General features: G+C 68.8%; 21 protein-coding genes. 9 read left to right on the forward strand and 12 right to left on the reverse strand.

Annotated elements, in window-relative coordinates:
- A partial coding sequence (locus tag AX676_RS00695) for a S8 family peptidase (protein ID WP_331710225.1) occupies positions 1-2189 on the forward strand: 2189 nt, incomplete at its 5' end.
- 106 nt (positions 2190-2295) lie between these two features.
- On the opposite strand, the gene AX676_RS00700 is transcribed toward AX676_RS00695, so the two are convergent.
- From AX676_RS00700 to AX676_RS00710, 3 genes are all read right to left on the reverse strand, one after another.
- Complete coding sequence (locus tag AX676_RS00700; RefSeq protein WP_066477121.1) at positions 2296-3603, reverse strand: sensor histidine kinase; 1308 nt, start codon at positions 3601-3603, stop codon at positions 2296-2298.
- A 295-nt stretch (positions 3604-3898) separates the two neighbouring features.
- Positions 3899-4576, reverse strand: a complete 678-nt coding sequence (locus AX676_RS00705) for a response regulator transcription factor (RefSeq protein WP_066477094.1) — start codon at positions 4574-4576, stop codon at positions 3899-3901.
- A gap of 42 nt (positions 4577-4618) precedes the next feature.
- The gene (locus tag AX676_RS00710; protein ID WP_066477119.1) at positions 4619-4933 is read right to left on the reverse strand and encodes a hypothetical protein; all 315 of its coding nucleotides are present in this window, start codon (positions 4931-4933) and stop codon (positions 4619-4621) included.
- A gap of 102 nt (positions 4934-5035) precedes the next feature.
- Here AX676_RS00710 and AX676_RS00715 point away from each other — a divergent pair, with 102 nt between their 5' ends.
- Entirely contained in the window at positions 5036-6823 is a 1788-nt protein-coding gene (locus AX676_RS00715) for an ABC-F family ATP-binding cassette domain-containing protein (RefSeq protein WP_066477091.1), read from the forward strand.
- 129 nt (positions 6824-6952) lie between these two features.
- Here the strand turns inward: AX676_RS00715 and AX676_RS00720 are convergent, their stop codons facing one another.
- The 5 genes from AX676_RS00720 to hisN all read right to left on the reverse strand — a co-directional run bounded on the left by AX676_RS00720 (position 6953) and on the right by hisN (position 13998).
- Positions 6953-7774 carry a DUF815 domain-containing protein gene (locus tag AX676_RS00720; protein ID WP_066477089.1) on the reverse strand — a complete coding sequence of 274 codons (822 nt, stop codon included), beginning with the start codon at positions 7772-7774 and terminating at the stop codon, positions 6953-6955.
- Between the two features lie 336 nt (positions 7775-8110).
- The gene (gene prsR, locus AX676_RS00725; protein ID WP_066477087.1) at positions 8111-9481 is read right to left on the reverse strand and encodes a PEP-CTERM-box response regulator transcription factor; all 1371 of its coding nucleotides are present in this window, start codon (positions 9479-9481) and stop codon (positions 8111-8113) included.
- Positions 9478-11526, reverse strand: coding sequence for an XrtA/PEP-CTERM system histidine kinase PrsK (gene prsK, locus AX676_RS00730; protein ID WP_066477085.1), 2049 nt, complete (start codon positions 11524-11526; stop codon positions 9478-9480). The genes prsR and prsK overlap by 4 nt, the downstream gene beginning before the upstream one ends.
- Positions 11523-12911, reverse strand: coding sequence for a TIGR03013 family XrtA/PEP-CTERM system glycosyltransferase (locus tag AX676_RS00735; protein ID WP_066477083.1), 1389 nt, complete (start codon positions 12909-12911; stop codon positions 11523-11525). The genes prsK and AX676_RS00735 overlap by 4 nt, the downstream gene beginning before the upstream one ends.
- Before the next feature lie 304 nt (positions 12912-13215).
- Positions 13216-13998, reverse strand: coding sequence for a histidinol-phosphatase (gene hisN, locus AX676_RS00740; protein WP_066477080.1), 783 nt, complete (start codon positions 13996-13998; stop codon positions 13216-13218).
- Between the two features lie 97 nt (positions 13999-14095).
- Here hisN and AX676_RS00745 point away from each other — a divergent pair, with 97 nt between their 5' ends.
- The 3 genes from AX676_RS00745 to AX676_RS00755 all read left to right on the forward strand — a co-directional run bounded on the left by AX676_RS00745 (position 14096) and on the right by AX676_RS00755 (position 16961).
- The gene (locus tag AX676_RS00745) at positions 14096-15160 is read left to right on the forward strand and encodes a phospholipase A (protein ID WP_066477117.1); all 1065 of its coding nucleotides are present in this window, start codon (positions 14096-14098) and stop codon (positions 15158-15160) included.
- 77 nt (positions 15161-15237) lie between these two features.
- Entirely contained in the window at positions 15238-15774 is a 537-nt protein-coding gene (locus AX676_RS00750; protein WP_066477075.1) for a peroxiredoxin, read from the forward strand.
- 125 nt (positions 15775-15899) lie between these two features.
- Positions 15900-16961 carry a GGDEF domain-containing protein gene (locus tag AX676_RS00755; RefSeq protein ID WP_066477073.1) on the forward strand — a complete coding sequence of 354 codons (1062 nt, stop codon included), beginning with the start codon at positions 15900-15902 and terminating at the stop codon, positions 16959-16961.
- Positions 16962-17513: 552 nt separating this feature from the next.
- On the opposite strand, the gene glpX is transcribed toward AX676_RS00755, so the two are convergent.
- From glpX to AX676_RS00775, 4 genes are all read right to left on the reverse strand, one after another.
- Entirely contained in the window at positions 17514-18479 is a 966-nt protein-coding gene (gene glpX / locus AX676_RS00760; RefSeq protein WP_066477072.1) for a class II fructose-bisphosphatase, read from the reverse strand.
- Between the two features lie 68 nt (positions 18480-18547).
- Positions 18548-19024, reverse strand: a complete 477-nt coding sequence (locus tag AX676_RS00765; protein WP_066477070.1) for a nuclear transport factor 2 family protein — start codon at positions 19022-19024, stop codon at positions 18548-18550.
- Positions 19025-19026: 2 nt separating this feature from the next.
- Complete coding sequence (locus AX676_RS00770) at positions 19027-20319, reverse strand: homoserine dehydrogenase (RefSeq protein WP_066477068.1); 1293 nt, start codon at positions 20317-20319, stop codon at positions 19027-19029.
- 57 nt (positions 20320-20376) lie between these two features.
- Positions 20377-21330 carry an isopenicillin N synthase family dioxygenase gene (locus tag AX676_RS00775; protein ID WP_066477066.1) on the reverse strand — a complete coding sequence of 318 codons (954 nt, stop codon included), beginning with the start codon at positions 21328-21330 and terminating at the stop codon, positions 20377-20379.
- A gap of 137 nt (positions 21331-21467) precedes the next feature.
- Between AX676_RS00775 and AX676_RS00780 the strand changes: the two genes are divergently transcribed.
- The 4 genes from AX676_RS00780 to AX676_RS00795 all read left to right on the forward strand — a co-directional run bounded on the left by AX676_RS00780 (position 21468) and on the right by AX676_RS00795 (position 24166).
- The gene (locus tag AX676_RS00780; RefSeq protein ID WP_331709258.1) at positions 21468-22742 is read left to right on the forward strand and encodes a multidrug effflux MFS transporter; all 1275 of its coding nucleotides are present in this window, start codon (positions 21468-21470) and stop codon (positions 22740-22742) included.
- 114 nt (positions 22743-22856) lie between these two features.
- Positions 22857-23219: a DNA primase gene (locus tag AX676_RS00785; RefSeq protein ID WP_066477064.1), complete on the forward strand. Its 363-nt coding sequence runs from the start codon at positions 22857-22859 to the stop codon at positions 23217-23219.
- A gap of 63 nt (positions 23220-23282) precedes the next feature.
- Positions 23283-23687, forward strand: coding sequence for an acyl-CoA thioesterase (locus AX676_RS00790; RefSeq protein ID WP_066477062.1), 405 nt, complete (start codon positions 23283-23285; stop codon positions 23685-23687).
- On the forward strand, positions 23684-24166 hold the full coding sequence (locus tag AX676_RS00795) for a protein tyrosine phosphatase family protein (protein WP_066477060.1): 483 nt from the start codon (positions 23684-23686) through the stop codon (positions 24164-24166). The genes AX676_RS00790 and AX676_RS00795 overlap by 4 nt, the downstream gene beginning before the upstream one ends.
- The last annotated feature ends 61 nt before the right edge of the window (positions 24167-24227 follow it).

The following is a 24227-nucleotide window of genomic DNA, read 5'->3' on the forward strand; positions in this document are numbered from 1 at the left end:
CCCCCTCCCCGACGCCCACGCCGCCCCCGGTCAATTTCGACACGTCGGAATATCGCGCCTCTGTCGGTCCGGTTTCGGCGACCGCGCTGACCGCGTATCAGAACGGCGCGACCGGGCGGGGCGTCGGCATCGGCATCGTCGATACCGGCATCGATGCGGGGACCCAGGAGTTTCCGGGACGGATCAGCCCGGCATCGACCAGCACCGCCGGCAACGGATCGACCGATGACGAGGACGGGCACGGCACGGCGGTTGCCTTTACCGCGGCCGGCCGCCGCAACGACGTCGGCACCCACGGCATCGCGTTCGACGCGACGATCATCGCGCTCCGCACCGATACGCCGGGCAGCTGCGCGACCAGCGACCCCGATGTCGACGAAAGCGGCTGCAGCCACAGCGGCACCGCGATTGGATCCGCGATCGACGTGGCGCGCAACGCGGGCGCGCGGGTCATCAACATCTCGCTCGGCGGCTCGCCCCCCAGCAACGCGACGGTGCAGGCGATCAATCGTGCGACCGCCGCCGGCATCGTCATCGTGATCAGCGCGGGCAATGACGGCGACCAGCCCGAAGGCGCCAATCCCGACCCATTCACGTCGCCCGCCAACGATCCTGCGGTCGGCCGGGGACTGGTGATCATCGCGGGATCGGTCGGCACCACCGACGTGATCTCGCGCTTCAGCAACCGGGCGGGCGGCAGCGCCAATTTCTACCTGGCCGCCGTCGGCGAACAGGTGCGCGCGCCGTGCGAAAACACGTCGGTCTGCCTGTGGTCGGGCACGTCCTTTTCCGCGCCGCAGATCGCCGGCGCGGTGGCGCTGCTCGCCCAGGCGTTTCCGACGCTGAGCGGCGCACAGATCGTCGACCTGCTCTATCGATCGGCGCGCGATGCCGGCGCAAGCGGCGTCGATGCGACCTATGGCCGCGGCATCCTCGACCTGCGTCGCGCCTTCCAGCCGGTCGGGACGACGTCGCTCGCGGGCAGCCAGACGGCGATCTCGACCGCGCGCAACGGCGTGCTATCTCCGGCAATGGGCGACGCCGCGACCCCCGCAGGGGTCGGTGCGGTCATCCTGGACGGTTTCAACCGCGCTTTCGCGATCGATCTGGCCCAGACCATCGCGCGCGCCGGACCGGTGCCGCGGCTGACCCAGGCGCTGCGGTTCGACCGGCGCAACCTGAGCGCCGGGATCGGAGGCGCAGCGATCGCGATGACGATCGCGCCGGGGCGCACCACGACGCAGGTCGAGCAGCTGTTCCTGCACCAGCGCGACGCGTTCCGCGCCCGTGCGCTGGCCGCCAGCGTCACCGGTGCGCTGGGATCGCGCGCCAGCTTTGCGATTGCCGCGTCCGAAGGCAGCGACACGCTCGCCGCCCGGCTGGCCGGACGCCGTGAGCCGGCGTTCCTGGTCGCACGCGACCCGGCCGGCGGCAGCGGCTTCGACCTCGACGTACTGGCGGCGGGCGCGGTACGGCATCGCTTCGGCGCTTGGGGTATCACCGGCGCGGTAGACACGGGCGATGTCCTGACCCGCGAATTTGCCGATACCGAGACGCGCGACGGGCGCACGGGGTGGCGGCGACTGCCGTTCAACCGGCTGGTGCTGGGCGTCGACCGCCGCTTCGGCGCGCTGGATGCGCAGCTGAGCTATACCCGGCTCGACGAGCGCGCGACGGTGCTGGGCGCGCGCTTTGCCGACGCGCTGGGCGCGCCGGGCGCGGTCAGCCACTTCGCCGACCTGACGCTGCGCTACGAAGCGGGCGACGGCTGGTCGCTGGGCGGCACGATGCGCCAGGGCTGGACCCGGATCGGCGCGGGCGGCGCGATCAACGGCGGCGGCAGCCTGCGTACCGCCGGCTATGCGTTCGACATCGGCAAGGCGGGGCTGTTCGACGCGCGCGATTCGTTCGGGCTGCGCATCGCCCAGCCGCTGCGGGTGACGCACGGCGGGCTCGACCTCAGCCTGGCGGGGGAATGGGATTATGCGGCGGGCCGCGCGGGCGGCTATCGCCTCCAGCGTCTCAACCTCGCCCCCACCGGCCGCGAGATCGACGTCGAGTGGCGCTACAGCCGACCGTTCGGCCCCGCCAACGCCGACCTCAACCTGTTCTGGCGCCGCGATCCGGGCAATTTCGCCGCGCTGCCCGACGATCTGGGGGTGGCCGCACGGCTGGCACTGGGGTTTTGAGCGGATACGTTTCTCGACTTCGCTCGAAACGAACGGCGAGGCCCGGGATGCCCGCTTCGCCGTTCCGCTCGTTTCGAGCGAAGTCGAGAAACGTGGCTCCCGGACCTCACCCCGCCAGCGGCAGCCTGAGCCGCACCAGCAGCCCGCCCAGATCCTCGCTTTCCTCCAGCGTCACCGTGCCCTCGTAGATTTCGGCGACATCGCGGACGATGGCGAGGCCGAGGCCGGTGCCGGGCTTGCCCGAATCGAGGCGGACGCCGCGGTCGAAGATGCGCTGGCGATCGCCCTCCGGGATCCCGCCGCCGTCATCCTCGACCAGCAGTTCGGCAAAGCCCATCGCAGCGCGCGCGGTCACGAACACGCTGCCGCCGCCATATTTGGCGGCGTTTTCGACCAGGTTGCCCAGCATCTCGTCGAGGTCCTGACGCTCGATCCGCGCGATCAGCGTCTTGTCGCCGTCCACGTCGATGCGGACATTGGGATAGAGCCGGGCGACCGCGCGCTCGACCGCTTCGACCGAAGCCCAGACCGCCGCGCGGCTGTGCGCCGAACCGCGCCGGCCGACCGCGCGGGCGCGCGCCAGGTGATGGTCGACCTGGCGGCGCATCGTGCGCGCTTCGCGGATCACGGTTGCGTCGAGATCGTTCGACCCGGCGGCGGCGGCATTCATAATGACGGTGAGCGGGGTCTTGAGCGCGTGGGCGAGATTGCCGGCGTGGCGGCGGGCCTCCTCCGCCTGGCGGTCGTTATGCTCGATGAGCGCGTTCAGTTCCTCGACCATTGGTGCGACCTCGGCCGGCATCGCGCCCTCGACCCGGCCGGCCTGGCCGGTGCGCAGCCGGGCAAGTTCGCGCCGCACCTTGCCGAGCGGCAGCAGCCCGTACCAGGTCTGCAGCGCGGCCATGCCGATCAGTCCCAGGCCGAGCAGCAGGAAGCTCTGGACCAGGGTTTCGCGCAGCGCGCCGATCTGGGAATCGAGCACCTCGCGGCTCTGCGCGACCTGGAACCGCCACAGCCGGGGCGATCGCGGCAACCGCACGTCGCGCTCGACGATGCGCAGCTCATTGTCGCGAAAGGCGGCGCTGTCGTAGACGTGCACCGCCATGTCGCGATGCGGCTCGCCGGTCGGCAGCGTGCGGTCCCACAGCGAGCGCGAGGGGAAGACGTCGACGCCGGGCGCGCTGATCTGCCAATAGGCCCCTGAATCAGGCTCAAGGAACCGCTGGTCGGCAGGTTCGCGGTTCAGCACGACTTCGCCCGCGGTGTCGATTTCGGCCGACGCGATCATCGCGTTCAGCACATATTCGAGCTGTTCGTCGAAATTGCGGGTGATCGCCTGGGTCAGCACGCGGTCGAGCGCGAAGCCGCCGCCCGCGAGCAGCAGCAGGATCCACGCGCTCGCGATCGCGATCATCCGGCGCGACAGCGATCCGGTGATGCGCACATAGCTGCGCGGGGGCGGCTCGAGCGGGGTTGCGGTCATAGGCTGTCGTCGGGTCTGACCAGACCGGGTTCCTCCGCCCTTCCAGGCGCTCGACCGGACACAACCGTTGCCCCGGCCCGGCACCGGGGTCCCGCTTGTTCTTGCGCCGGATCGGGCAGCGAGACCCCGGCGCACGGCCGGGGTGACGATGGGGGTTGGGTCATCAGGCCCTCAGACGCGGTTTCCGCGCCGGACGTTCGGGTTGAGCGCAGCCATGCGGCCTCCGTTACCCGGCGTCCGCGCCAGCGGGTTCTTCCAGGCTGTAGCCGAGACCGCGGATTGTGGTGATGACGTCCGCGCCCAGTTTCTTGCGGATGCGCGTCACGAACACCTCGATCGTATTCGAATCGCGATCGAAATCCTGATCATAGATATGCTCGATCAGCTCGGTGCGGCTGACCACCTTGCCCTTGTGATGCAGCAGGTAGCTGAGCAGCTTGTATTCCTGCGCGGTCAGCTTCACCGGCTCGCCCGCCTTGGTTACCTTGCCCGAGCGGGTGTCGAGCCGGATGTCGCCGGCGATCAGCTCCGCCGACGCATTGCCCGAGGCGCGGCGGATGAGCGCGCGCAGCCGGGCGATCAGCTCCTCGGTCTGGAAGGGCTTGGCGACGTAATCGTCCGCGCCCGCGTCCAGCCCGGCGACCTTGTCCGACCAGCTGTCGCGCGCGGTCAGCACCAGCACGGGCATCACCCGCCCCTCGCGCCGCCAGCGGTCGAGCACGGTCAGCCCGTCGATTTCGGGCAGGCCCAGGTCGAGGATCACCGCATCATAGGTTTCGGTCGAGCCGAGGAAATGCCCTTCCTCGCCATCGGTCGCCAGGTCGACGGCATAGCCCGCGCCCTCCAGCGTCTGGCGGAGCTGGTTGCCCAGATTGGGTTCGTCCTCGACGATCAGCACGCGCATGGAACGGTCCTTCTTTCTGACTGGCGGCGGTTGGCCCGCCGGCTATTCCCCGGAACGGCCGACGATCCGGCCGGAGCGGCCGTCGACGTCGATCCAGATCACATGTCCATCGCGCAGGAACTTGAGCGTGTAAATGGCGCTGGCCGAATCGAAGTCGAAGCCCAGATATTGCGCGCCGCGCATCGTCGGTACGACCCGGCGCTCGATCTCGCGCAGCGGCAGCAGGTTGCCGCTGCGGCGCCCTTCGTGCGCGGCCTGCTGGTCGTCGCGCTTGCGCCAGGCCTGGGCGTCGGCCACGCCGACTGCGCCGGGCACAAGGCCCAGCAGCGACAGCGCGATCAGGGAACGTCGGAACATCATCACGCGGTTGCCATAGGTCCCGCGCGTTGAACAGCCTGTGAATAGGATGCGCCATCATCGGCTTGCGCCCGGGCGCGGCGCAACGTAACCGCCCGCGCCATGGCAGCACCGATCCTGAGCTACGAAGACCTTGGCCTCGTCCAGGGCAGCGGGTGGCTGTTCCGCCACCTCGACGTGCATGTCGGCGCGCGCGACCGGCTGGCGCTGATCGGACGCAACGGGGCGGGCAAGACCACGCTGCTCAAGCTGATCGCCGGACGGATCGACGCGGACGAGGGGCGCCGCACCATCGTGCCGGGCACGCGCGTCATCATCCTGGAACAGGAGCCGCGCCTCGACGGGTTCGCGACGCTGATGGATTTCGTGCTGTCGGGCGACGACGCGCCGCAGCGCCATGAAGCCGAGGCGATCGCCGACCAGCTCGACATCGACCTGTCGCGCGCATGCGCCACCGCCAGCGGGGGCGAGCGCCGCCGCGCCGCGATCGCGCGCGCACTCGCCCAGGACCCCGACGTGCTGCTGCTCGACGAACCGACCAACCATCTCGACATCGCGGCGATCGAGTGGCTGGAGGAATGGCTGACCCGCTTTCGCGGTGCCTTCATCGTCATCAGTCACGACCGCGCCTTCCTGACCCGGCTGACCCGCCAGACGCTGTGGCTGGATCGCGGCACGATGCGCCGCGCCGAAATCGGCTTTGGCGGGTTCGAGGCGTGGACCGACCAGGTCGAGGCGGAGGAACGGCGCGCCGCCGAGCGGCTCGACGCACGGCTGAAGATCGAGGAACACTGGCTGCACCGCGGCGTCACCGGGCGGCGGCGGCGCAACCAGGGCCGGCTGACCCAGCTGATGGAAATGCGCGCCGAACGCGCGGCGATGACCGGCCCGCAGGGCACGGCCGCGCTGGCGACCGCCGCCAACGACAGCAAGACGCGCGTGGTGATCGACGCCAAGGGCGCCAGCAAGACCTATGGCGACCGCACCATCATCCGCGACCTCAACCTGCGCATCACGCGCGGCGACCGCATCGGCATCGTCGGACGCAACGGCGCGGGCAAGTCGACCTTGCTCAAGCTGCTGACCGGCGAGGTCGCGCCCGACCAGGGCGAGGTGAAGCTGGCGAAGACGCTGGAGCCGATCATCATCGACCAGCAGCGCAGCCGCATGGCCCCCGACAGGACGGTGCGCGACGTGCTGGCGGACGGCGGCGAGTGGATCGACGTGCTGGGCACGCGCAAGCATGTCCACGGCTATCTCAAGGAGTTCCTGTTCGCGCCCGAGCTGATCGATGCGAAGGTCGGCACGCTGTCGGGCGGCGAGCGGTCGCGGTTGCTGATGGCGCGCGAATTCGCGCGGCCCAGCAACCTGCTGGTGCTCGACGAGCCGACCAACGACCTCGACCTGGAAACGCTCGACCTGTTGCAGGAAGTGATCGCGGATTACGACGGCACCGTGCTGATCGTCAGCCACGACCGCGACTTTCTCGACCGCACCGTCACGCTGACCGCGGGGCTCGACGGCAGCGGCGACGTGGACGTCGTCGTCGGCGGCTATGCCGACTGGCAGGCGAAGCGGCGCCAGCGCCCGGCGGCGACGCGCAAGGCCGCCGCGCCTTCCGAGCGCCCCGCGCCCGCCCCCGCCGCGCCCAAACGCGCCAAGCTCAGCTACAAGGACCAGCGCGACTATGAATTGCTGCCCCAGCAGATTGAAAAGCTCGACCAGCGTATCGCCGCCGATGAAGCCGCACTGGCCGACCCGGCGCTCTATGCACGCGATCCCAAGCGCTTTCAGGCGCTGAGCGATGCGATCGCCGCCGCACGGGCCGAGAAGGACGCGGCCGAGCTGCGCTGGCTCGAACTGGCCGAGCAGGTCGAGGCGCTGGGCTGATCGGACAAGTTCAATGACCCTTCGACCCGTTCGTTTCGAGCGAAGTCGAGAAACGTCTGGCGCACCCGAACACGCTTCTCGACTTCGCTCGAAGCAAACGGGTCGATCGAGTCGGAGCGGGATGCAGCCCTAAATCCGCATCCCCATACGCCCGGCGAGCTCGACCAGATATTGCCCGGCGACCCGGCCCGAGCGGCTGCCGCGCCGCGTCGCCCATTGCAGGGCATCGGCGGCGTCGAAGGGCAGGCCGTGCTGCTCAGCGCCGCGTGCGACGATCGCCAGATAGCCGTCCTGGTCGATCGCGTGGAAGCCCAGGCTGAGCCCGAAGCGGTCGGCGAGCGCCAGCGCGTCGTCGATCGTGTCGCGCGGGTTGATCGCGCTGTCCTGTTCGGAAAGGTCGCGGGGGACGAGATGGCGGCGATTGGCGGTGACGACCAGCCGGACATTGTCCGGCCGCGCCTGGGCTCCGCCCTCGAGCAGCGAACGCAGCGCGCGCGCGTCGCCCGGCCGGTCGAAGCCGAGATCGTCGATGAAGACCGCGAAGCGCCGGTCGACGCCCGCCAGCGTGTCGAACAGCCGCGCCAGCCCGTCGATCCGTTCGGCGGGCACCTCGACCAGCGCCAGCGCGCCGCCCGCCGCCTGAACCGCCGCGACCGCGCTGGCCACCAGTGCCGACTTGCCGGTGCCGCGCGCCCCCCATAGCAGCACGTCATGCGCGGCATGCCCCGCCGCCAGCCGATCGAAATTGGCCAGCATCGCGGCCTTTTGCGGATCGATGCCGACCAGCCGGTCAATCGGAAGCGGCGCGAAGTCGCGTAGCGCCACGACCACCTCGCCCTGCCACAGATAGGCGGGATGCGCGACGAGATCGGCCATCGCCGGGGGCGGCGGGGCGAGCCGCTCCAGCGCGGCGGCGATGCGTTCGAGGGGGGTGGTATGCGGATCAATCACCGCGTTCGCTTATCGCGGATCGGCGGGAGCGGGAATGGGCGGCGATGATCCGCTGGCGGGTCGGACGATTGCCGAAGCGCTCACCATCAATTCTGCCGTCACCCGGCCTTGCGCCGGGGTCGCGCTGCCTGATCCAGCGTGAGAAATAGCGGGACCCCCGGGTCAAGCCCGGGGTGACCTTGGGTAAAGCTAGAGCATGATGACGTTAGGTTGACACACGCTCCAACGACGTCCTCGTCACCCCGGCCTTGTGCCGGGGTCCACGGAACAACACGTCACGACCGTCGGGACGGCGCGGCCCGGTGGCATTCCGGCGGGCGGCCACTCGATCTCCACCTATGCCTGCAAATCATACGCTTTCATCAAGTCGTACAGCGTCGGGCGGCTGATGCCGAGCAGGCGTGCGGTGCCGGAGATGTTGCCCTCCGCCCGGGTCAGCGCGCGCCGGATCGCGCGGCGGTCGGCCATTTCGCGGATCGCCTTCAGGTTGATCGGCAGCGCATCATCGACCTTTTCGGCGAGATCGAGATCGGCGGCGGTGACCAATTTGGCCTCGGCCATGATCGCGGCGCGCTTCACCCGGTTTTCCAGCTCGCGGACATTGCCCGGCCAGTGCCACGCGTCGATCGCCGCCAGCGCATCGGGCGCGAAGCCGCGCGGGGCCAGCTTCATCTCGCTCACGAAGCGGCGCAGGAAGTGCCGCGCGAGCAGCCCGGCATCGCCGGTGCGCTCGGCGAGCGACGGGATGCGCACAATGATTTCCGCCAGCCGATAATACAGGTCCTCTCGGAACCGCCCTTCCGCCACCATCGCATCGACGTCCTGATGCGTCGCGCAGACGATCCGGGTGTCGACGGGGATCACGCGGCGGCCGCCGATCCGTTCGATCACGCGTTCCTGCAGGAAGCGGAGCAGCTTGACCTGAAGCGGCAGCGGGATGTCGCCGACTTCGTCGAGGAACAGCGTGCCGCCCTGCGCCTGTTCGATCTTGCCCTCGGTCGTCTTCACCGCGCCGGTGAACGCGCCCTTTTCATAGCCGAACAGCTCGGCCTCGAGCAGCGTTTCGGGGATCGCGGCGCAGTTGATCGCGACGAAATTGCCCTTGGCGCGTGGGCTGGCGTCATGCAGGCCGCGGGCGAGCAGCTCCTTGCCCGTTCCGCTCGCGCCGAGCAGCATGACCGAGACATCGGTCGCCGCCACCCGTTCGATCGTGCGCGTGATCTTGAGCATTTCCGGCGCGGCGGTCAGGATGCCGCCCAGCGTCGCCTTGGCCGCCTCGCGGCTGGCGAGCCGGCGGTTCTCGGCCTCCAGCGCATGGACGTGGAAGGCGCGTGCGACGATCAGTCCCAGCGCATCGATGTCGATCGGCTTGGCATAGAAGTCATAGGCCCCCATCGCGATCGCGCGCAGCGCGCTGTCGCGGTCGCCATGACCCGAGGCGACGATCACCTTGCTGTGCGGGCTGAGCGCCAGAATTTCGGCGAGCGTGGCAAAGCCCTCGCTCACCCCGTCGGGATCGGGGGGCAGGCCGAGGTCGAGCGTGATGACCTCGGGTTCTTCGGTACGCAGCGCCGCGATCGCGCTTTCGCGGTCGTGCGCGGTGGTGATCTGATACCCCTCATAGGCCCAGCGCAGCTGGCGCTGCAGCCCGGCGTCGTCCTCGACGATCAGCAGGCGGCGTTCGGAAATGGCGGCGGACGCGGTCATGCGGCGGCTCCCAACTGGTCGATCTGCGCGATCGGCATCAGCACGCGAAAGCGCGTGCCCACCCCTTCGCGGCTCTGCACCTCGACGCGGCCGCCCATGCCGGTGGCAAGCTGGCGCGCCTCATAGGCGCCGATGCCGAAGCCGCCGGGCTTTGACGACACGAACGGCTTGAACAGCTGGTCGCGTACGAACGCCGCCGACATGCCGCAGCCGCGGTCGATCACGTCGATCGCGGCCTCGTCACCGATCGCGCTGGCGGCGATCGTGACCGGTTCGCCGGGCGGGCTCGCCTCGATCGCGTTCTGGATGAGGTGCGCGAGCAGGGTTTCGAGCCGCGCGGGATCCGCCATCACGACCGGCGCGCCGCTGCCCCCGACCGCGATCGGATGCTGGCCGCGACGGGCGGCGGCAACGCGGTCGAGCAGCGGCATCAGGTCGATCGCGCGCACCGTGTCGGCGCGCGGGGCGTGATGCTGCGACAGGCGGGCGAGCAAATCGTTCATCCGCCCCGCCGAATCGCGCAGGGTGGCGACCATGTCGGCGCGGAAATCGGGATTGTCGGCGTGGCGTTCGGCGTTGCGCGCGACCAGGCTGAGCTGGCTGACCAGATTCTTGATGTCGTGCATGATGAAGGCGAAGCGCCGGTTGAACTCGTCAAAGCGGCGCGCCTCGGCCAGCGCGCCCTGGGCGTGCGCTTCGGCGAGGTAGCTCCCGACCTGGCGCCCGGCGATGCGCAACAGGTCGAAATCCTCCCAGTCGAGCGCGCGACCCAGTGCCGGCCGCGCGAGCAGGATGGCGCCCTGCATCCGGTCGAGATGCGGCAGCGGCACCAGTGCCCAGGCGTCGGGCAAGTCGAGGATCCAGCGCGGGATCGCGGCGCTGTCGGCAGCATGGGCATGGCCGGCGCGCACCGCGTCGATTTCGACGATGCGCCCGGTGCGTTGCAGATAGGTGGCGAGCGCCTCGTCCCCGCCGGGCGCGACGGGCAGATGCCAGTTCCACCCCGATCCGATGCCCAGCCCCGCGCCGTCGGGTACCAGCAGCAGCCCCGCGGGCGCATCGACCAGATCGGCAACCGCCTTGACCACACGCGTGTCGAGCGAGGCCGCGTCCTCGCCCGCCGGATTGCCCAGCGTGCTGGTGAAGCGCATCCATTCGACGCGATAGTCGTAGCGGTGGCGGAACAGGTGCTTGGCCAGCATCACCTTGGCGCGCGCCTTGAGCCGCGGCGAGGAGACAAGGACGAGCGTGGCGGCGACCGATCCGAACACGAACGCGGTCTGGACGACGCGCGCATAGGGACCGCCGACCGCGGCGAGCGCGGCGGTCATCCCGACGAGCCCGGCGAGATAAAGGGCGGCGACCATCGCGCTCAGCGCGCGCACCACGGCGGACCGCGACAGGCGCAACGGCATTTCGGCGCGCTGGAACAGCCCCAGCGCCACCGCACCGCCGAGCAGCCCGAGCGCGATGCCGCGCGCAGCCTCGATCTCCGGGGCGATCTCACCGGCGACCAGCTCGACCGAGGCGATGTTGGCGTCGATCAGCCCGAAGCCGGCCAGTACCAGCGCCAGCGTGCGCGTGGGACCCGCGGCAATCAGCGGGAACAGCTGCTGGAGGATCAACAGCTCCGCGATCGCCGCGACGAGCTGAAGCGCGACGGCGGTGCGCAGGACATCGGAAGGATCGGCCACGCGCGCCGATGTGTCGGCCAGAACCTGCAACGCCAGCCCGGTCACCGCGAGTGCGGCGACGACGCCATAGACCGCGAACAGCCCGATACTGGTCGGCGCGCCGGTGCGCCGCTGCAGGATCAGGATCACCGCCAGCCAGCCGAGCTGCTGGAGCGTTTCGGCGATGCGCGTGCCCGGCTGTGCGATGCCGAGCCCCGCGACGGCCACCGCCCACAATGCGGTGAGCAACAGCGCGACCGGAAAGACACGGCCCGCGAGTTCGGTCGACTGTGCGCGCCATGCGGCCACCGCCAGCGCGGCGAACAGCAGCGCGGCCAGCGCGTGCGCCCAGAGCGACAGAAGCGCGCTCATCGCGCGCCTTCGGGAAAGATCACGACGCGCGCCGTCTGGAGCAGGATCAGCAGGTCGAGAAAGGGCGAGTAGTTCTTGGCGTAGAACAGGTCATATTCGAGCTTCTGGCGCGAATCCTCGATCGACGCGCCATAGGGGTAGTTGATCTGGGCCCAACCGGTGATCCCCGGCTTCACCATGTGCCGTTCGGCATAATAGGGCAGGCAGGTTTCGAGCTCCTCGACGAATTGCGGGCGTTCGGGGCGTGGGCCGACGAAGCTCATCTCGCCCTTCAGCACGCTCCAGCACTGCGGCAGTTCATCGATGCGCAGCTTGCGGATGATGCGACCGATGCGGGTGATGCGCGGATCTTCCTTTTCCGCCCAGACCGCCTGACCGGCGACTTCGGCATCGACGCGCATCGAGCGCAGCTTGATGATGTCGAAACCCTGGCCGTACAGGCCGATGCGGCGCTGGCGGTAGAATGCCGGCCCCTTGCTGTCGAGCTTGACCAGCAGGGCGGTGACCAGCACGACCGGCGCGGTCAGGATCAGAAGCGCCAGGCTGGCCGCGATGTCGAACAGGCGCTTGAACGCGCTCGAGAACATCCGGCCCGACGAGAAGCCGTCGGAAAAGATCAGCCAGCTCGGATTGACGCTGTCCAGATCGACGCGTCCCGTCTCGCGTTCGAGGAAGGTCGAAATCTCGTTGACGTGGACCCCGGTCGTCTTGATGCGCAGCAGGTCCTTGAGCGGCAGCGCATTGCGCCGCTCCTCCAGCGCCAGCACGACTTCGCTGGCGTTCAGCAACACGACATGGTCGGCGAGATTGTAGATCGCGTCGCGCGCGATGGCTTCGGGGATGACGCGGTTCGCCTCGCTCATCGAGACATAGCCGACCACGGCGAAAGCGGCGCCGGGCTGGCGGGCGAGCGCCTTCAGCCGGGCGGCGCGCGGACCCGCGCCCAGCACGACGACGCGGCGCTTGAACACCTGCCCCCCCAGCGTCTTGCCGAGCAGGATGCGCAGCGCGAACAGCATCGCCGCCGCCAGCGGCATCGCGAAGATCAGGTTGGAGCGCCAGAAGGTCAGCGGCGGAACCAGGAAATAGAGCACGCTGAGGAAGATGACGCCCAGCGAGACCGCGACCAGCAGCCGCGCCGCGGCGACCCGCAGCGATTGCAGCGCATCGGCCCCATAGACGCCGACCGCGACCATGGCGACGATCAGCGACCCGGCAAAGCTCGCCAGCTGGGGCAGTCGCATCACCATCGATTCGACGCGCATCCCGATCTGGTGCGCGCGCAGGATCCAGCCGATCTCGCCTGCGGCCACCAGCACGATGAGGTCGAGCAGGCCGAGCAACAGCACCGCATTGGGCACATAATGCCGGAACAGGCGTATCATGGCGGGGGCTGCGACCTCGATGTAAACGAATCCGACACACCCCCTGTCGCAGGAATTGACAAACAAAGGTTGAACGGGAGGGGGTGGCGCACCGCCTCACCAAAGTCGTCACCCCGGCCCTGTGCCGGGGTCCACCGGGCAACACTCGAAGGCGGCCGGTCAGGTGCAGATGCCCCTTGCATCCTCCCGCCAACCTCAACTGGTCGGGCGCGCGCCACGCGGCCCGGTGGCCGCGGCACGAGGCCGGGATGACGGTAACCGGCTGGACGGGGGCTGGGTCGCGTTTATCGACCCCCGCTTACCCTCAATGTCCGCGACAGGCCATCGCGTCGAGGATGTCGTCGATGCGCGCCGGATCGCCGGCGGCGATCACTTCGCCGGTGCTGCCGGCATGAAGCGGGTCGCCCGCCCAGTCGCACATCCGCCCGCCCGCGCCCTCGACCACGGGCACCAGTGCCGCGAAATCGTGGAGCTTCAGGCCGGCCTCGACGACGATGTCGATCCAGCCGCTGGCGACCGCGCCATAATTGTAGCAGTCGCCGCCGAGCACGGTGCTGCGCACCCCGGCGTCGAGATGCTCGAAGGCATGGAGCTGGCCGTCGTCGAACAGCGCCGGCGATGTCGTGGCGAGCAGCGCCTCGGCGAGCGCGGCGCAGCGCCGGCTGTGCGCGGGCCGGCCGTTGAACAACGTCGGCTGGCCCACCGCCCCCAGCCAGCGTTCGCGCAGGATCGGCTGGTCGATCACGCCGAGCAGCGGCCAGCCATCCTCGATCAGCGCGATCAGCGTGCCGAAGATCGGCCGGCCGGCGATGAAGGCGCGGGTGCCGTCGATCGGATCGAGCACCCAGACGCGCCCGCTGCTCCCCTCACGCACGCCATGTTCCTCGCCGACGATGCCGTCCATCGGGCGTTCGGCCACGATCAGCCGGCGCATCGCCAGTTCGGCCTCGCGATCGGCGACGGTGACGGGCGACTGGTCCGCCTTCGCGACGATCCCGGTGTCGGTGCGGAACAGCGGGCGGATGATCGCGGCCGCCGCGTCGGCGAGGCGCGTGGCGAGTTCGAGGTCGGCGGAAGTGATCGGCATCGCCCGCCGTTAGCCGCCCCGGCCACGCGACGCCAGCATCGCCGCGTCGATCCGCGCCGGTCGCACAACTGTAACATCGCACTGTCAGGCCATGGTCATGCGACTCCTGCTTCTGCCGCTCGCCGCGCTGATCGCGTTCCCCGCCGCCGCCCAGGTCCGCGTCCTGCCCGATCGACCGGAGAGCCGCGACGCGGCCCGCGACGGGGTCGAGGTCTATTTCGTCAATGAAGGCGACGCGGCCGCGACGCTCGAATCGCCCGACCGGATCCGCGTGATCGCGGCGGACGCGAGCGAGGTCGAGCTGAGGCGAACCGATACCGCCATCGTCGAAGTCGCCCCGGGCGGCTTTGCAAAGCGCCGCTATATCCCGATCGATGCCGCGGCGCTTGCCGACGCGCGCCCCGCGCCTGCGCCGCCGGCCGGCTCCGCAACCCCGGGACCGGCCGGCGAGACGGTGCTGGCCGGATCGAACGGCGGCAGCGCCGCGTTCCTGGATCGCATCCGCCCCTACGAGCCGATCTATGGCGTGTTCGGGGCGGGCGACGCGGGCGCGAAGCTGCAGTTGAGCCTGGCGGTCCAGCCCTTTGCCGGGACGAGCGTGCTCGGCGGACTCAAGCTTGCCTGGACCCAGACGATCTTCTGGGCGGTCAACGAGCCCTCGGGGCCCGTGCGGGAGACAAATTACAGCCCGGAAGTATTTTTCGAGCATCGCTTCGCACCCGAATGGACCGGGGCGATCGGCTATCGCCACGACAGCAACGGGCGCGGCACGATCGGTTCGATCGACGTCAACCGCATCTATGTCCGCCTCGCCCGCGGGTTCGACCTGGGTGACGGCTGGCGCGCCAACATCGCGCCCCAGGCGTGGTTCTATGTCGGCGAGCAGGGCATCGCGCCCGATATCGAGCGTTTCCTCGGCTATACCGCGCTCACCGCGTCGATCGGTCAGGCCGACGGGATCAAGGTGGCGGGGACGCTGCGCGGCAATCCCGGCACGGGCAACGGCGCGGGCGAGCTGTTCATCTCCTATCCGCTCACCCGGCTGGGCGGCGGGCTCGGCGTCTATGCCTTTGCACAGGGCTTTACCGGCTATGGCGAGGCGTTGAGCGATTACAATGTGCGCTCGACGCGCGGCCGGCTGGGCATCGCGTTCACGCGGTGACCGCCGCCCCGCGGACGGTATGGGCTTTGCGCCGCCATGCGCCTAAGCAGATCGCGATCCATCGGGAGTCTTTTGAGATGCGCCATTCCAGCCTGCTCGCCGCCGCCGCGCTCGCGTTCACCGTCACCGCGCCGCTCGGTGCCGCGCTGGTCCCCGGCAGCAAGGCCCCCGATTTCAAGACGCAGGGCGCAATGGCGGGCAAGGTCGTGCCGGTGCGTCTGAGCACGCTTCTGAAGCGCGGGCCGGTCGTGCTCTATTTCTTCCCCGCGGCCTTCACCCCCGGCTGCAACGCCGAGGCCAAGGCCTTTGCCGACCAGATGGACGCGTTTCGCGCGGCGGGCGCGACCGTGATCGGCATGTCCGCCGATGATGTGCCCGCGCTCCAGCGTTTTTCGACCGAGCATTGCGCGGGCAAGTTCACCGTCGCCAGCGCATCCGCCGACGTGGCGCGCGGCTATGACGTCGTGGCGGGTGCCGGGCGGACGACGGCGCGGACAAGCTATGTCATCGCACCCGACGGCCGGATCGTCTTCACCCAGGAAAATACGAGCCCGGCCGCGCATGTCCGCAACACGCTGGAGGCGGTTCGCACCTGGCGCGCGCAGGCCCGCTGACCACGCGGAAGGCCGCGTGATCGGGCCGTCGTTTCGATCACGGATAATTAGGAAATGATGCTTAATCTTTTCCTGAAGAGGATTCGGAGCGGCCGTGGTCGCCAATCCGACCGCGGGAAGGAACGATGGCCACTTCTAATCTGCTTCACCCGGCGATCGCCGACAGTCACGAGCTGAAACTCTATCAGCGTATTGGCCATTTCCTGATCGAGCAGCGCCTCGACATCAATCCCGCCAATTACACCTTTGCCTATCACGTCCTGAACGATCCGGACGGACCGCTCGCGCGGGCCGTCGCGGCGATGACCGATGGCGGCGTGCGCCTGACCCGCAACGAGATCGTGTCGCTCGGCTTCGATCCGGGCCGCGGCACACCCTCGAACGACGTCGCCAACGACCCGGCCGCGCCCGAGCCCGACGCGTGCGCCAACAATCTGGTCGCGCAGACGCAGATGCAGGTCGAAGGGTTCGAGGACATGGTCCGCTGGATGCAGAGCGAGACCCAGGATTTCGGTCGCAGCCTGGCGGCGAGCGCGGATGCGCTGCAGCGCACCCGCGACGAGGGCACCGAACGCATGCTCGACGAGGTTGCGCGCCTGACCGCGACCATGGTCGAACGCGCCCATGTGGCGGAGGCGCGGCTGGAAAAGGCCAACCGCGAAGCGAGCGAGTTGCGTTCCAAACTGGAAAAGGCGCGCGAGGATGCGACCCGCGATCCACTGACCCGGCTGCCCAATCGCCGCGCGTTCGAACAATGTTTCAACCGCTACCGCCACGAAAAGCGCGAGATGCTGATGGCGGTGTGTGACATCGATCATTTCAAGTCGGTCAATGACCGGTTCGGCCACGCCGTCGGCGACCGCGTGCTCCGCGCCATCGCCCATGCGCTCGAAACGCATTGCGCCGGACATTTCGTCGCCCGCTATGGCGGCGAGGAATTCGCGATGCTGTTCCCCGACACCGATCGCGCGCAGGCGCTGGCGACGCTGGAGGAAGCCCGCGTCACCGTGGCTGCCAAACGCTATCGCCTGCGCGAAAGCGACCAGCCGCTCGGTGCGGTAACCTTCTCCGCGGGCATTACCCAGGTCGGACCCGGTGATGACTGCGCCCGCGCATTCGAGCGCGCCGACGCGCTGCTCTATCAGGCGAAAAATCAGGGGCGTAATCAAATTACCGCCGAGTGGTAATTTTCACGTCCTAGTCGCAAATTCCGCCAAATGAATTGGCATTACGCGCCATAGACTAGATCGCGCCGAATGAAATCACATACAGATCAATAACTTGATCAGATTGGCACGCTCCCTGCAACCTTGATGGCATCGGCGGACGGATGATCCGGACCGCCAAGTTCAGGGAGATTGACCATGACCAACACCTTCGCTTCGATCCAGCGCACCGCCGCGTCGCTCCTCGCCTCGCTGTTCGTGACCGTCGTGCTGATCAGCGCCGCGACGCCGATCATTCCGATCGCGTGACCGCACGAGCGCTGCCCCGAACCCCTCTCGAAACCGGAGTATTTGCAATGATCCGTTCCGTCCTGATCGGACTTGTCTCGTTCGGCCTGACTGCCGGCCTGATCGTCCTGAGCGCGATGCCCGACATGGCGACGATCGCGTGATCGCGCCACGGCGCCGCCGAAACCGGCGTCGCGCCATCCCAGCCCCGCCACCGACCAGGGCCACCGCACGCTGACGCGACGGTGGCCCTGTCTTTATCCTCCGACCTGGAACGCGGATGGCTCAATCGAGCCGGTGTTCGCCCTTCACCCAGCGCACCGTACCCGAGCTCGCCCGCATCACCACGCTTTCGGTCGTCATCTTCTTGCCGACCCGCTTGACGCCGGCCAGCAGCGAGCCGTCGGTCACGCCGGTCGCGGCAAAGATGCAGTCGCCGCTCGCCAGTTCGTTCAGGTCGTAGACCTTGTCGAGATCCTCGATGCCCCATTTGCGGGCGCGGGCGCGCTCGTCGTCGTTGCGAAACACCAGCCGCCCCTGGAACTGACCGCCGACGCAGCGCATCGCGGCCGCCGCCAGCACACCCTCGGGCGCGCCGCCCTGGCCCATGTAGATGTCGATCGTGGTCGCCGGATCACTGGTCGCGATCACCCCGGCGACATCGCCATCGGGGATCAGCATCACGCCGCAGCCACAGGCGCGCAGCTCTGCCACGAGCTTTTCGTGGCGCGGGCGATCGAGCACGCAGGCGATGATCTCGCCGGGCGGGCAGCCCTTGGCCGCCGACAGCGCGGCGATGTTTTCGCTGGGCGACTTGTTCAGGTCGATCACGCCGGCGGGATAGCCGGGGCCGACCGCGATCTTGTCCATATAGACGTCGGGGGCGTTGAGCAGGCAGCCTTCCTCGGCGATCGCCAGGACCGCCAGCGCGTTGGGGCCGGCCTTGGCCGTGATCGTCGTGCCCTCGAGCGGATCGAGCGCGATGTCGATCTTGGGCCCCTTGCCGGGCGCCATGCCGACCTTTTCGCCGATATAGAGCATCGGCGCCTCGTCGCGCTCGCCCTCACCGATCACGACGGTTCCGTCCATGTAGAGGCCGTTCAGCGCCTCGCGCATCGCCTCGACCGCGGCGGCGTCCGCCGCCTTCTCGTCCCCGCGCCCGATCAGCTTCGCTGCTGCGATCGCCGCCGCCTCGGTGACGCGCACCATTTCGAGGACGAGGACACGGTCGAGATTCTTCGCTGGGGTCATGGGATGGTCGCTCCGGTGAACTCGCGGCGGCGATAGGCGAGGCACCGCAGCTTGTCGAGCGTCGCGGGTCAATCCTGCGGCGCGGTATCGCGGACCCAGAAATTGCCGCGCTGGTGGGTGACGCGCAGGATCATGCCGTCGACCCGCCAGCCGCCATCGGCATCGCGGGCGAAGCGGTGCGTATAGTCGCCCCATACCTCCCAGAGCGGATCGCCATTTCCCTCCATCCGGTTCCAGGCATAGCCCGCCGAGACCATGGTCGCGCGGTCGCCCTCGATCGTCACCTGATGATTGGTGCGCATGTGAAAGCTGGTCTTCGCCCCGCGCAGATTGCTCGACCACGCAGCGATCAGCGCGTCGGCAGGGATGGTTGCGGGTGGCTGGCCCGACAGCGATTCGAAGTCGACATGGACCGTCGCCGCGAACAGGCTGCGCGCGCGTTCCCACGCGCGGGCATCGACCGCGCGGTCGATCGCGTCGGCGATGCGGATCAGTTCCGCGACTACAAGGTGGTTGGCGGCGGTGACGGGGTCGCTCTCCGGCATGTTCAATCCTCCAGTATGTGCATCCACATCGGCTCGCCGACCAGGCTCTGCGAGCCGCGCAGCTTCTCGAGCGCTTGCGCGACCGCGCGTTCGGGCCCTTCGTGCGTGACGATGGCGACCAGCACGCTGCCGTCGGCCATCGCGCCGCGCTGCATCAGGCTTTCGATCGAGACCCCCGCGTCACGCATCGCCGCAGCGATTTCCGCGAGTACGCCGACCTTGTCGGCCACGGTGAAACGCACATAAGCGCGGCCAAGCCGCTCGCCCGTGGCGGCAGGCGCGGCATTGGTCAGCGCGTCGGCCGGCATCGCATAGGGCGGACCATATTCGCCGCGTGCGATGTCGATCAGGTCGGCGACGACCGCGCTCGCAGTGGGGCCGTCGCCGGCACCGCGCCCCTGGAAGAACAGGCGGCCGACATAATTGCCCTCCGCTACCACCGCGTTGAGCGCACCCGTGACATGCGCGAGCGGGTGCGAAAGCGGGACGAGATGCGGGTGGACGCGCTGGAACAGCCCCGCCGCGCCGGCTTCCGCGAGGCCCACCAGGCGCACGCGATAGCCCAGCGCCGCGGCCTCCGCGATGTCGGCGGCGATCACGTGACGGATGCCGGTCACATCGACCGCACCGAACGCCGGACACGACCCGAACGCCAGGCTGGCGAGGATCGACAGCTTGTGCGCGGCATCAATGCCGTCGATGTCGAAGCTCGGATCCGCCTCGGCAAAGCCAAGCCGCTGCGCCTCGTCGAGCACGTCGGCAAAGTCGCGGCCTTCGGCCTCCATCTTCGACAGGATGAAATTGCAGGTGCCGTTGAGGATGCCATAAACCTGGGTCAGCACATTGGCCGCCGCGCCCTCGCGCAGCCCCTTGATGACCGGGACGCCGCCCGCCACCGCGGCCTCGAACTTCAAAGCGACGCTCGCCGCTTCGGCGGCGCGCGCCAGCTCCAGCCCGTGATGCGCGATCATCGCCTTGTTGGCGGTGACGACGCCGCGCCCGGCGGCAAGCGCGGTACGGGCGAGCGCGAGCGCGGGACCGTCCGCCCCGCCGACCAGTTCGACCACCACGTCGACATCGTCCCGGCGCGCGAGGTCGATCGGGTCGTCGGCCCAGCCGAAGCGCGCGATGTCGATCCCGCGATCCTTGCCGCGATCGCGCGCCGACACTGCCACGATCTCGATCGGGCGTCCGGCGCGCCTGGCGATCAGCGCGTGGTTTTCGTCGATCAGGCGTACGACCCCCGCCCCGACGGTGCCGAGCCCCGCCAGGGCGATACGCAAAGCTTCAGTCATTTATGGTCCTCCCAGCCCGGCGCGGCTAATCGAAAATTGCGCGGGTGGGAAGCGCGTTCACGGCTTGATCAGGCCGATTTCGACCAGGCGCTCGTGCAGATAGTCGTGTGCCGTGATCGGCGTCGGATAGCGGTCGGGATTGTCCGCGCTGACGCAGCCGGGCAGCGTCCGGATCAGGAAGTCGGGCGCGGGATGGAGGAAGAACGGCATCGAGTAGCGCGGCGTGCCCCGGCGCTCGGGCGGCGGATTGACCACGCGGTGCGTGGTCGACGGCAGCACGTGATTGGTCAGCCGCTGCAGCATGTCGCCGACATTGACGACCATCGCGCCCTCAGGCGGCTTGACCGGAAGCCAGCGGCCGTCCCGGTCGAGCAGTTCGAGCCCCGCTTCCTCCGCGCCGAGCAGCAGCGTAATCAGGTTGATGTCCTCGTGCGCGCCGGCGCGCACCCCCGGCGCATCGGCGGAAACCGGCGGATAATGCAGCAGGCGCAGCACGCTGTTGCCGTCGGCCACCGCCGGATCGAACCAGTCGGGGGCAAGACCCAGATAGCGGGCGATCGCTGACAGCAGCCGGTCGCCCGCCGCGTCGAAGGCGGCAAACAGATCAAGGAAGGTCTGGCGGAACCCGGCCGGTGCGTCGGGCCAGACATTGTCGGCCATCAGCGCGCGAAAGCGATGACCGGGCGGCAGCTCGCGCCCGACATGGAAGAATTCCTTGAGGTCGTTCTCGCTCGCGCCCTTTGCGATCTCGATGCCGAAGGGGGTCAGCCCGCGCGCGCCGCCGCCCCCGGGCAGGTGGTAGCGCCGCTTTTCCCCCTCGGGCAGCGCGAAGAATGCCCGCGTCATCGCCCAGGCCCGCTCGATCAGCGCATCGTCGATGCCGTGATCGGCAACGATGGCAAAGCCGAACCGCTGGAACGATTCGCCGAAAGCGGCAGCGAACGCGTCGGGATCGTCCGCCTGATCGCGCATCGAGATCAGGGGGACTTCGGCAAGCAGGGCGTCAGACATGGGTCGGGTCCGGTTGAAACGAGGATCAGCGCCCACACATAAGCGCGACGGGCCCGGTCGGCCAGCCGTTCCGCCGCCCTATTTGCCCGCCGCCGTCATCCGACGCACGGCATCACCGCCCTGCATACGAAATCGGCGTGACGTCGCGCGATCAAGAGTTCATGGAGCAGCGCAGCATGGATGCCCAGACCACCGTCAGCGCCGATCGATCGCCGATTCCGATGCGCGAATTCGTCGCACTCAGCGCCGCGCTGATGGCGCTGACCGCGCTCGGGATCGATTCGATGCTGCCCGCCTTGCCCGCGATCGGTGACAGCCTGGGCGTCGCCAATCCCAACGACCGCCAGTTCGTGATCACCAGCTTCCTGGTCGGTTTCGCCTGCGCCCAGTTGTTCCACGGCCCGCTGGCCGACCGCTTCGGCCGCCGCCCCGTGCTTGCCGGATCGCTGATCCTGGGCGCGGTGACCAATGTGCTGGCGGCGATGTCGGGCAGTTTCACCCTGTTGCTGATTGCGCGCTTCGTGTCGGGCATGGCGGTGGCGGGCGCGCGGGTCGTGACGGTCGCGATGGTCCGCGACTGCTTTGCCGGACGCGCAATGGCGCGGGTGATGAGCCTGGTGTTCGTCGTGTTCATGGCGGCCCCCGTGCTCGCCCCCGCTTTCGGCCAGTTCGTGCTGCTCTTCGCGCAGTGGCGCTGGATTTTCGGCGGGCTGGCGCTGGTCATCACGCTGGTGCTGGCCTGGTACTGGCTGCGGATGCCCGAGACGCTCGATCCGGCCAACCGCGTGCCGCTCGAACCGATGCGCATCGCGGCGAACTATCGCCAGGTCGCGATCGACCGCTATTCGTTCGGCTACACGCTGGCGGCGGCGCTGATTTCGGGCGGGCTGTTCGGATTCATCAATTCCATCCAGCAGATCATGGACGTGATCTTTGGCCGGCCCGAGCTGTTGACGCTGACCTTCGCCTGTGTCGCCGGCACGATGGCGCTCGCCAATTTCACCAATTCGCGCATCGTGCTCCGCTTCGGCACGCGCCGCATCTCGCACGGGGCGCTGATCGGGATGATCACGATCGCGGCGATCCACTGGGCGGTCGCGGTGACGGGCAACGAGACGCTGGCTTCGTTCATCATCCTCCAGGCGATGCTGATGGGCTGCTTCGGCCTCGCGGCGTCCAACTTCTCGGCGATGGCGATGGAGAATATGGGGCGGATCGCGGGATCGGCGTCGGCGCTGCAGGGCTTTGCCTCGACGCTGATCGGCGCGATTCTGGGCGCGCTGATCGGCCAGCGGTTTGACGGCACCACCGTGCCGCTTTACGGCGCTTTCGTGCTGCTCGGGCTGGCGGCGCTGGGCGTAGTGTTCGCCGCCGAGCGCGGCCGGCTCTTCCGGTCGGTCAACGCGGGCTGATTTTCAGCCCCGGTCGTCGCTGGGCCGCCACACAAGTGGAACATGGGTCGGCTAGTCTCGTTGCCGGCGAGTCCCCTGCAATCGTGCGGGGACGCCAAGCGCGAAAGGGTGACCATGGGTGGCCTGCATATCTCCGAAACCGGACCCAATGACGATGGCTATGACGAGGATGGCTATGACGAAAGCCAGCGCGCCGAAATCCTGGAAGCGACGCGCGACGGCCCGACCGACGGCGTGGTGCTGACCGATGTCGAGCCCGATCTGGGCGAGGACCTGGAGGGCGATACGGACGACGCGGCCCTGATGGCGGGTGCCGACGAAACCGCTGAAGACGCTGACGACGACGAAGACGAGGACGCCGATGACGCGGCGGACGAAGACGACCTGGAGGAAGACGAGCTTCAGGAAGATTTCGACGACGACGACCTGGCCGACGACGACGATCTGGACGACGCGGATCGCGCCGCGCTGGAATAGGCCCACCTGCGGCTGCCGGGGGGCTGGTCCGCCGCCCGGCAGTCGTGATACCGCTCACGGCCGATGAGCCGGTTCACGCTTCGCTTTACCGCCACCGACGCCGATATCGACGAGCTGGGCCACGTCAACAACGCGGTCTGGGTGCGCTGGATGCAGGATGTCGCGGTCAGCCACTGGGCGGCGGTCGCGACGCCCGACGAGATCGCGCGGCATGTCTGGGTCGTCACCCGGCACGAGATCGATTATCGCGGCAATGTCCGCGCCGGCGAGCAGGTGACCGCCGAAACCTGGGTACAGGATCCGCCGCGCGGGGCGCGTTTCGACCGGATGATGCGCTTCACTGGCGATGACGGGCGCGTCAAGATCGACGCCCGCACCACTTGGGCGCTGATCGACCGTGACAGCGGGCGGCTGATGCGCGTCCCCGCGGAGATGGCGGCGCGGTTCATGGAGACGACAGGCGCATGAGCACCGGGCCCGACGCGATCCTCAATTTTCGCCGCATCGACGCGCAGCTGACGACGTCCGGCCAGCCCACTGCCGACCAGTTCGCGGCGCTTGCGGCGCTGGGCGTGCGCCACGTCGTCAACCTGGGCATGTCGGATCATCCGCGCGCGGTGGCGGAGGAGCCGACGATCCTCGACGCGCTCGGCATCGGCTATACCCACATCCCGGTGCCGTTCGACGCCCCCGAGGAGGCGCATTATCAGGCGTTCCGGCAGGCGATGGTCGCGCATGGCGGCACCCCGCTGCACGTCCATTGCATCGTCAATGCGCGGGTGACGGCATTCTTGACCCGCTATCGCCGCGAGGAACTGGGGATGGACGACGCGGCCGCACGCGCGCCGATGGACAGCGTCTGGCAGCCGGGCGGGGTGTGGGCGGAGTTCGTGGGCGATACCGAAGCCGTCGCGCGCGCCCATCGCTTTGCCGGGCGCGACTATTAGCGCATGATGACTTTGCACGGAATCAACTTTCGTCACCCCGGCCTTGTGCCGGGTTGACGAG

The organism is Sphingomonas sp. CCH21-G11 (assembly GCF_001555965.1).
In the GTDB taxonomy this organism is placed as follows: Bacteria; Pseudomonadota; Alphaproteobacteria; order Sphingomonadales; family Sphingomonadaceae; genus Sphingomonas.

Excerpts from the sequence above, each read along its gene's own strand:
- AX676_RS00755 (WP_066477073.1), top strand. The coding sequence starts at position 15,900 with ATGGCCACTTCTAATCTGCTTCACCCGGCGATCGCCGACAGTCACGAG.
- AX676_RS00715 (WP_066477091.1), top strand. The coding sequence starts at position 5,036 with ATGGCAGCACCGATCCTGAGCTACGAAGACCTTGGCCTCGTCCAGGGC.
- AX676_RS00700 (WP_066477121.1), bottom strand. The coding sequence starts at position 3,603 with ATGATCGCGATCGCGAGCGCGTGGATCCTGCTGCTGCTCGCGGGCGGC.
- AX676_RS00785 (WP_066477064.1), top strand. The coding sequence starts at position 22,857 with ATGGGTGGCCTGCATATCTCCGAAACCGGACCCAATGACGATGGCTAT.
- AX676_RS00770 (WP_066477068.1), bottom strand. The coding sequence starts at position 20,319 with ATGACTGAAGCTTTGCGTATCGCCCTGGCGGGGCTCGGCACCGTCGGG.
- prsR (WP_066477087.1), bottom strand. The coding sequence starts at position 9,481 with ATGACCGCGTCCGCCGCCATTTCCGAACGCCGCCTGCTGATCGTCGAG.
- AX676_RS00735 (WP_066477083.1), bottom strand. The coding sequence starts at position 12,911 with ATGATACGCCTGTTCCGGCATTATGTGCCCAATGCGGTGCTGTTGCTC.
- hisN (WP_066477080.1), bottom strand. The coding sequence starts at position 13,998 with ATGCCGATCACTTCCGCCGACCTCGAACTCGCCACGCGCCTCGCCGAC.
- glpX (WP_066477072.1), bottom strand. The coding sequence starts at position 18,479 with ATGACCCCAGCGAAGAATCTCGACCGTGTCCTCGTCCTCGAAATGGTG.
- AX676_RS00745 (WP_066477117.1), top strand. The coding sequence starts at position 14,096 with ATGCGACTCCTGCTTCTGCCGCTCGCCGCGCTGATCGCGTTCCCCGCC.
- AX676_RS00795 (WP_066477060.1), top strand. The coding sequence starts at position 23,684 with ATGAGCACCGGGCCCGACGCGATCCTCAATTTTCGCCGCATCGACGCG.
- AX676_RS00790 (WP_066477062.1), top strand. The coding sequence starts at position 23,283 with ATGAGCCGGTTCACGCTTCGCTTTACCGCCACCGACGCCGATATCGAC.
- AX676_RS00750 (WP_066477075.1), top strand. The coding sequence starts at position 15,238 with ATGCGCCATTCCAGCCTGCTCGCCGCCGCCGCGCTCGCGTTCACCGTC.
- AX676_RS00775 (WP_066477066.1), bottom strand. The coding sequence starts at position 21,330 with ATGTCTGACGCCCTGCTTGCCGAAGTCCCCCTGATCTCGATGCGCGAT.
- AX676_RS00710 (WP_066477119.1), bottom strand. The coding sequence starts at position 4,933 with ATGTTCCGACGTTCCCTGATCGCGCTGTCGCTGCTGGGCCTTGTGCCC.
- AX676_RS00705 (WP_066477094.1), bottom strand. The coding sequence starts at position 4,576 with ATGCGCGTGCTGATCGTCGAGGACGAACCCAATCTGGGCAACCAGCTC.
- AX676_RS00765 (WP_066477070.1), bottom strand. The coding sequence starts at position 19,024 with ATGCCGGAGAGCGACCCCGTCACCGCCGCCAACCACCTTGTAGTCGCG.
- prsK (WP_066477085.1), bottom strand. The coding sequence starts at position 11,526 with ATGAGCGCGCTTCTGTCGCTCTGGGCGCACGCGCTGGCCGCGCTGCTG.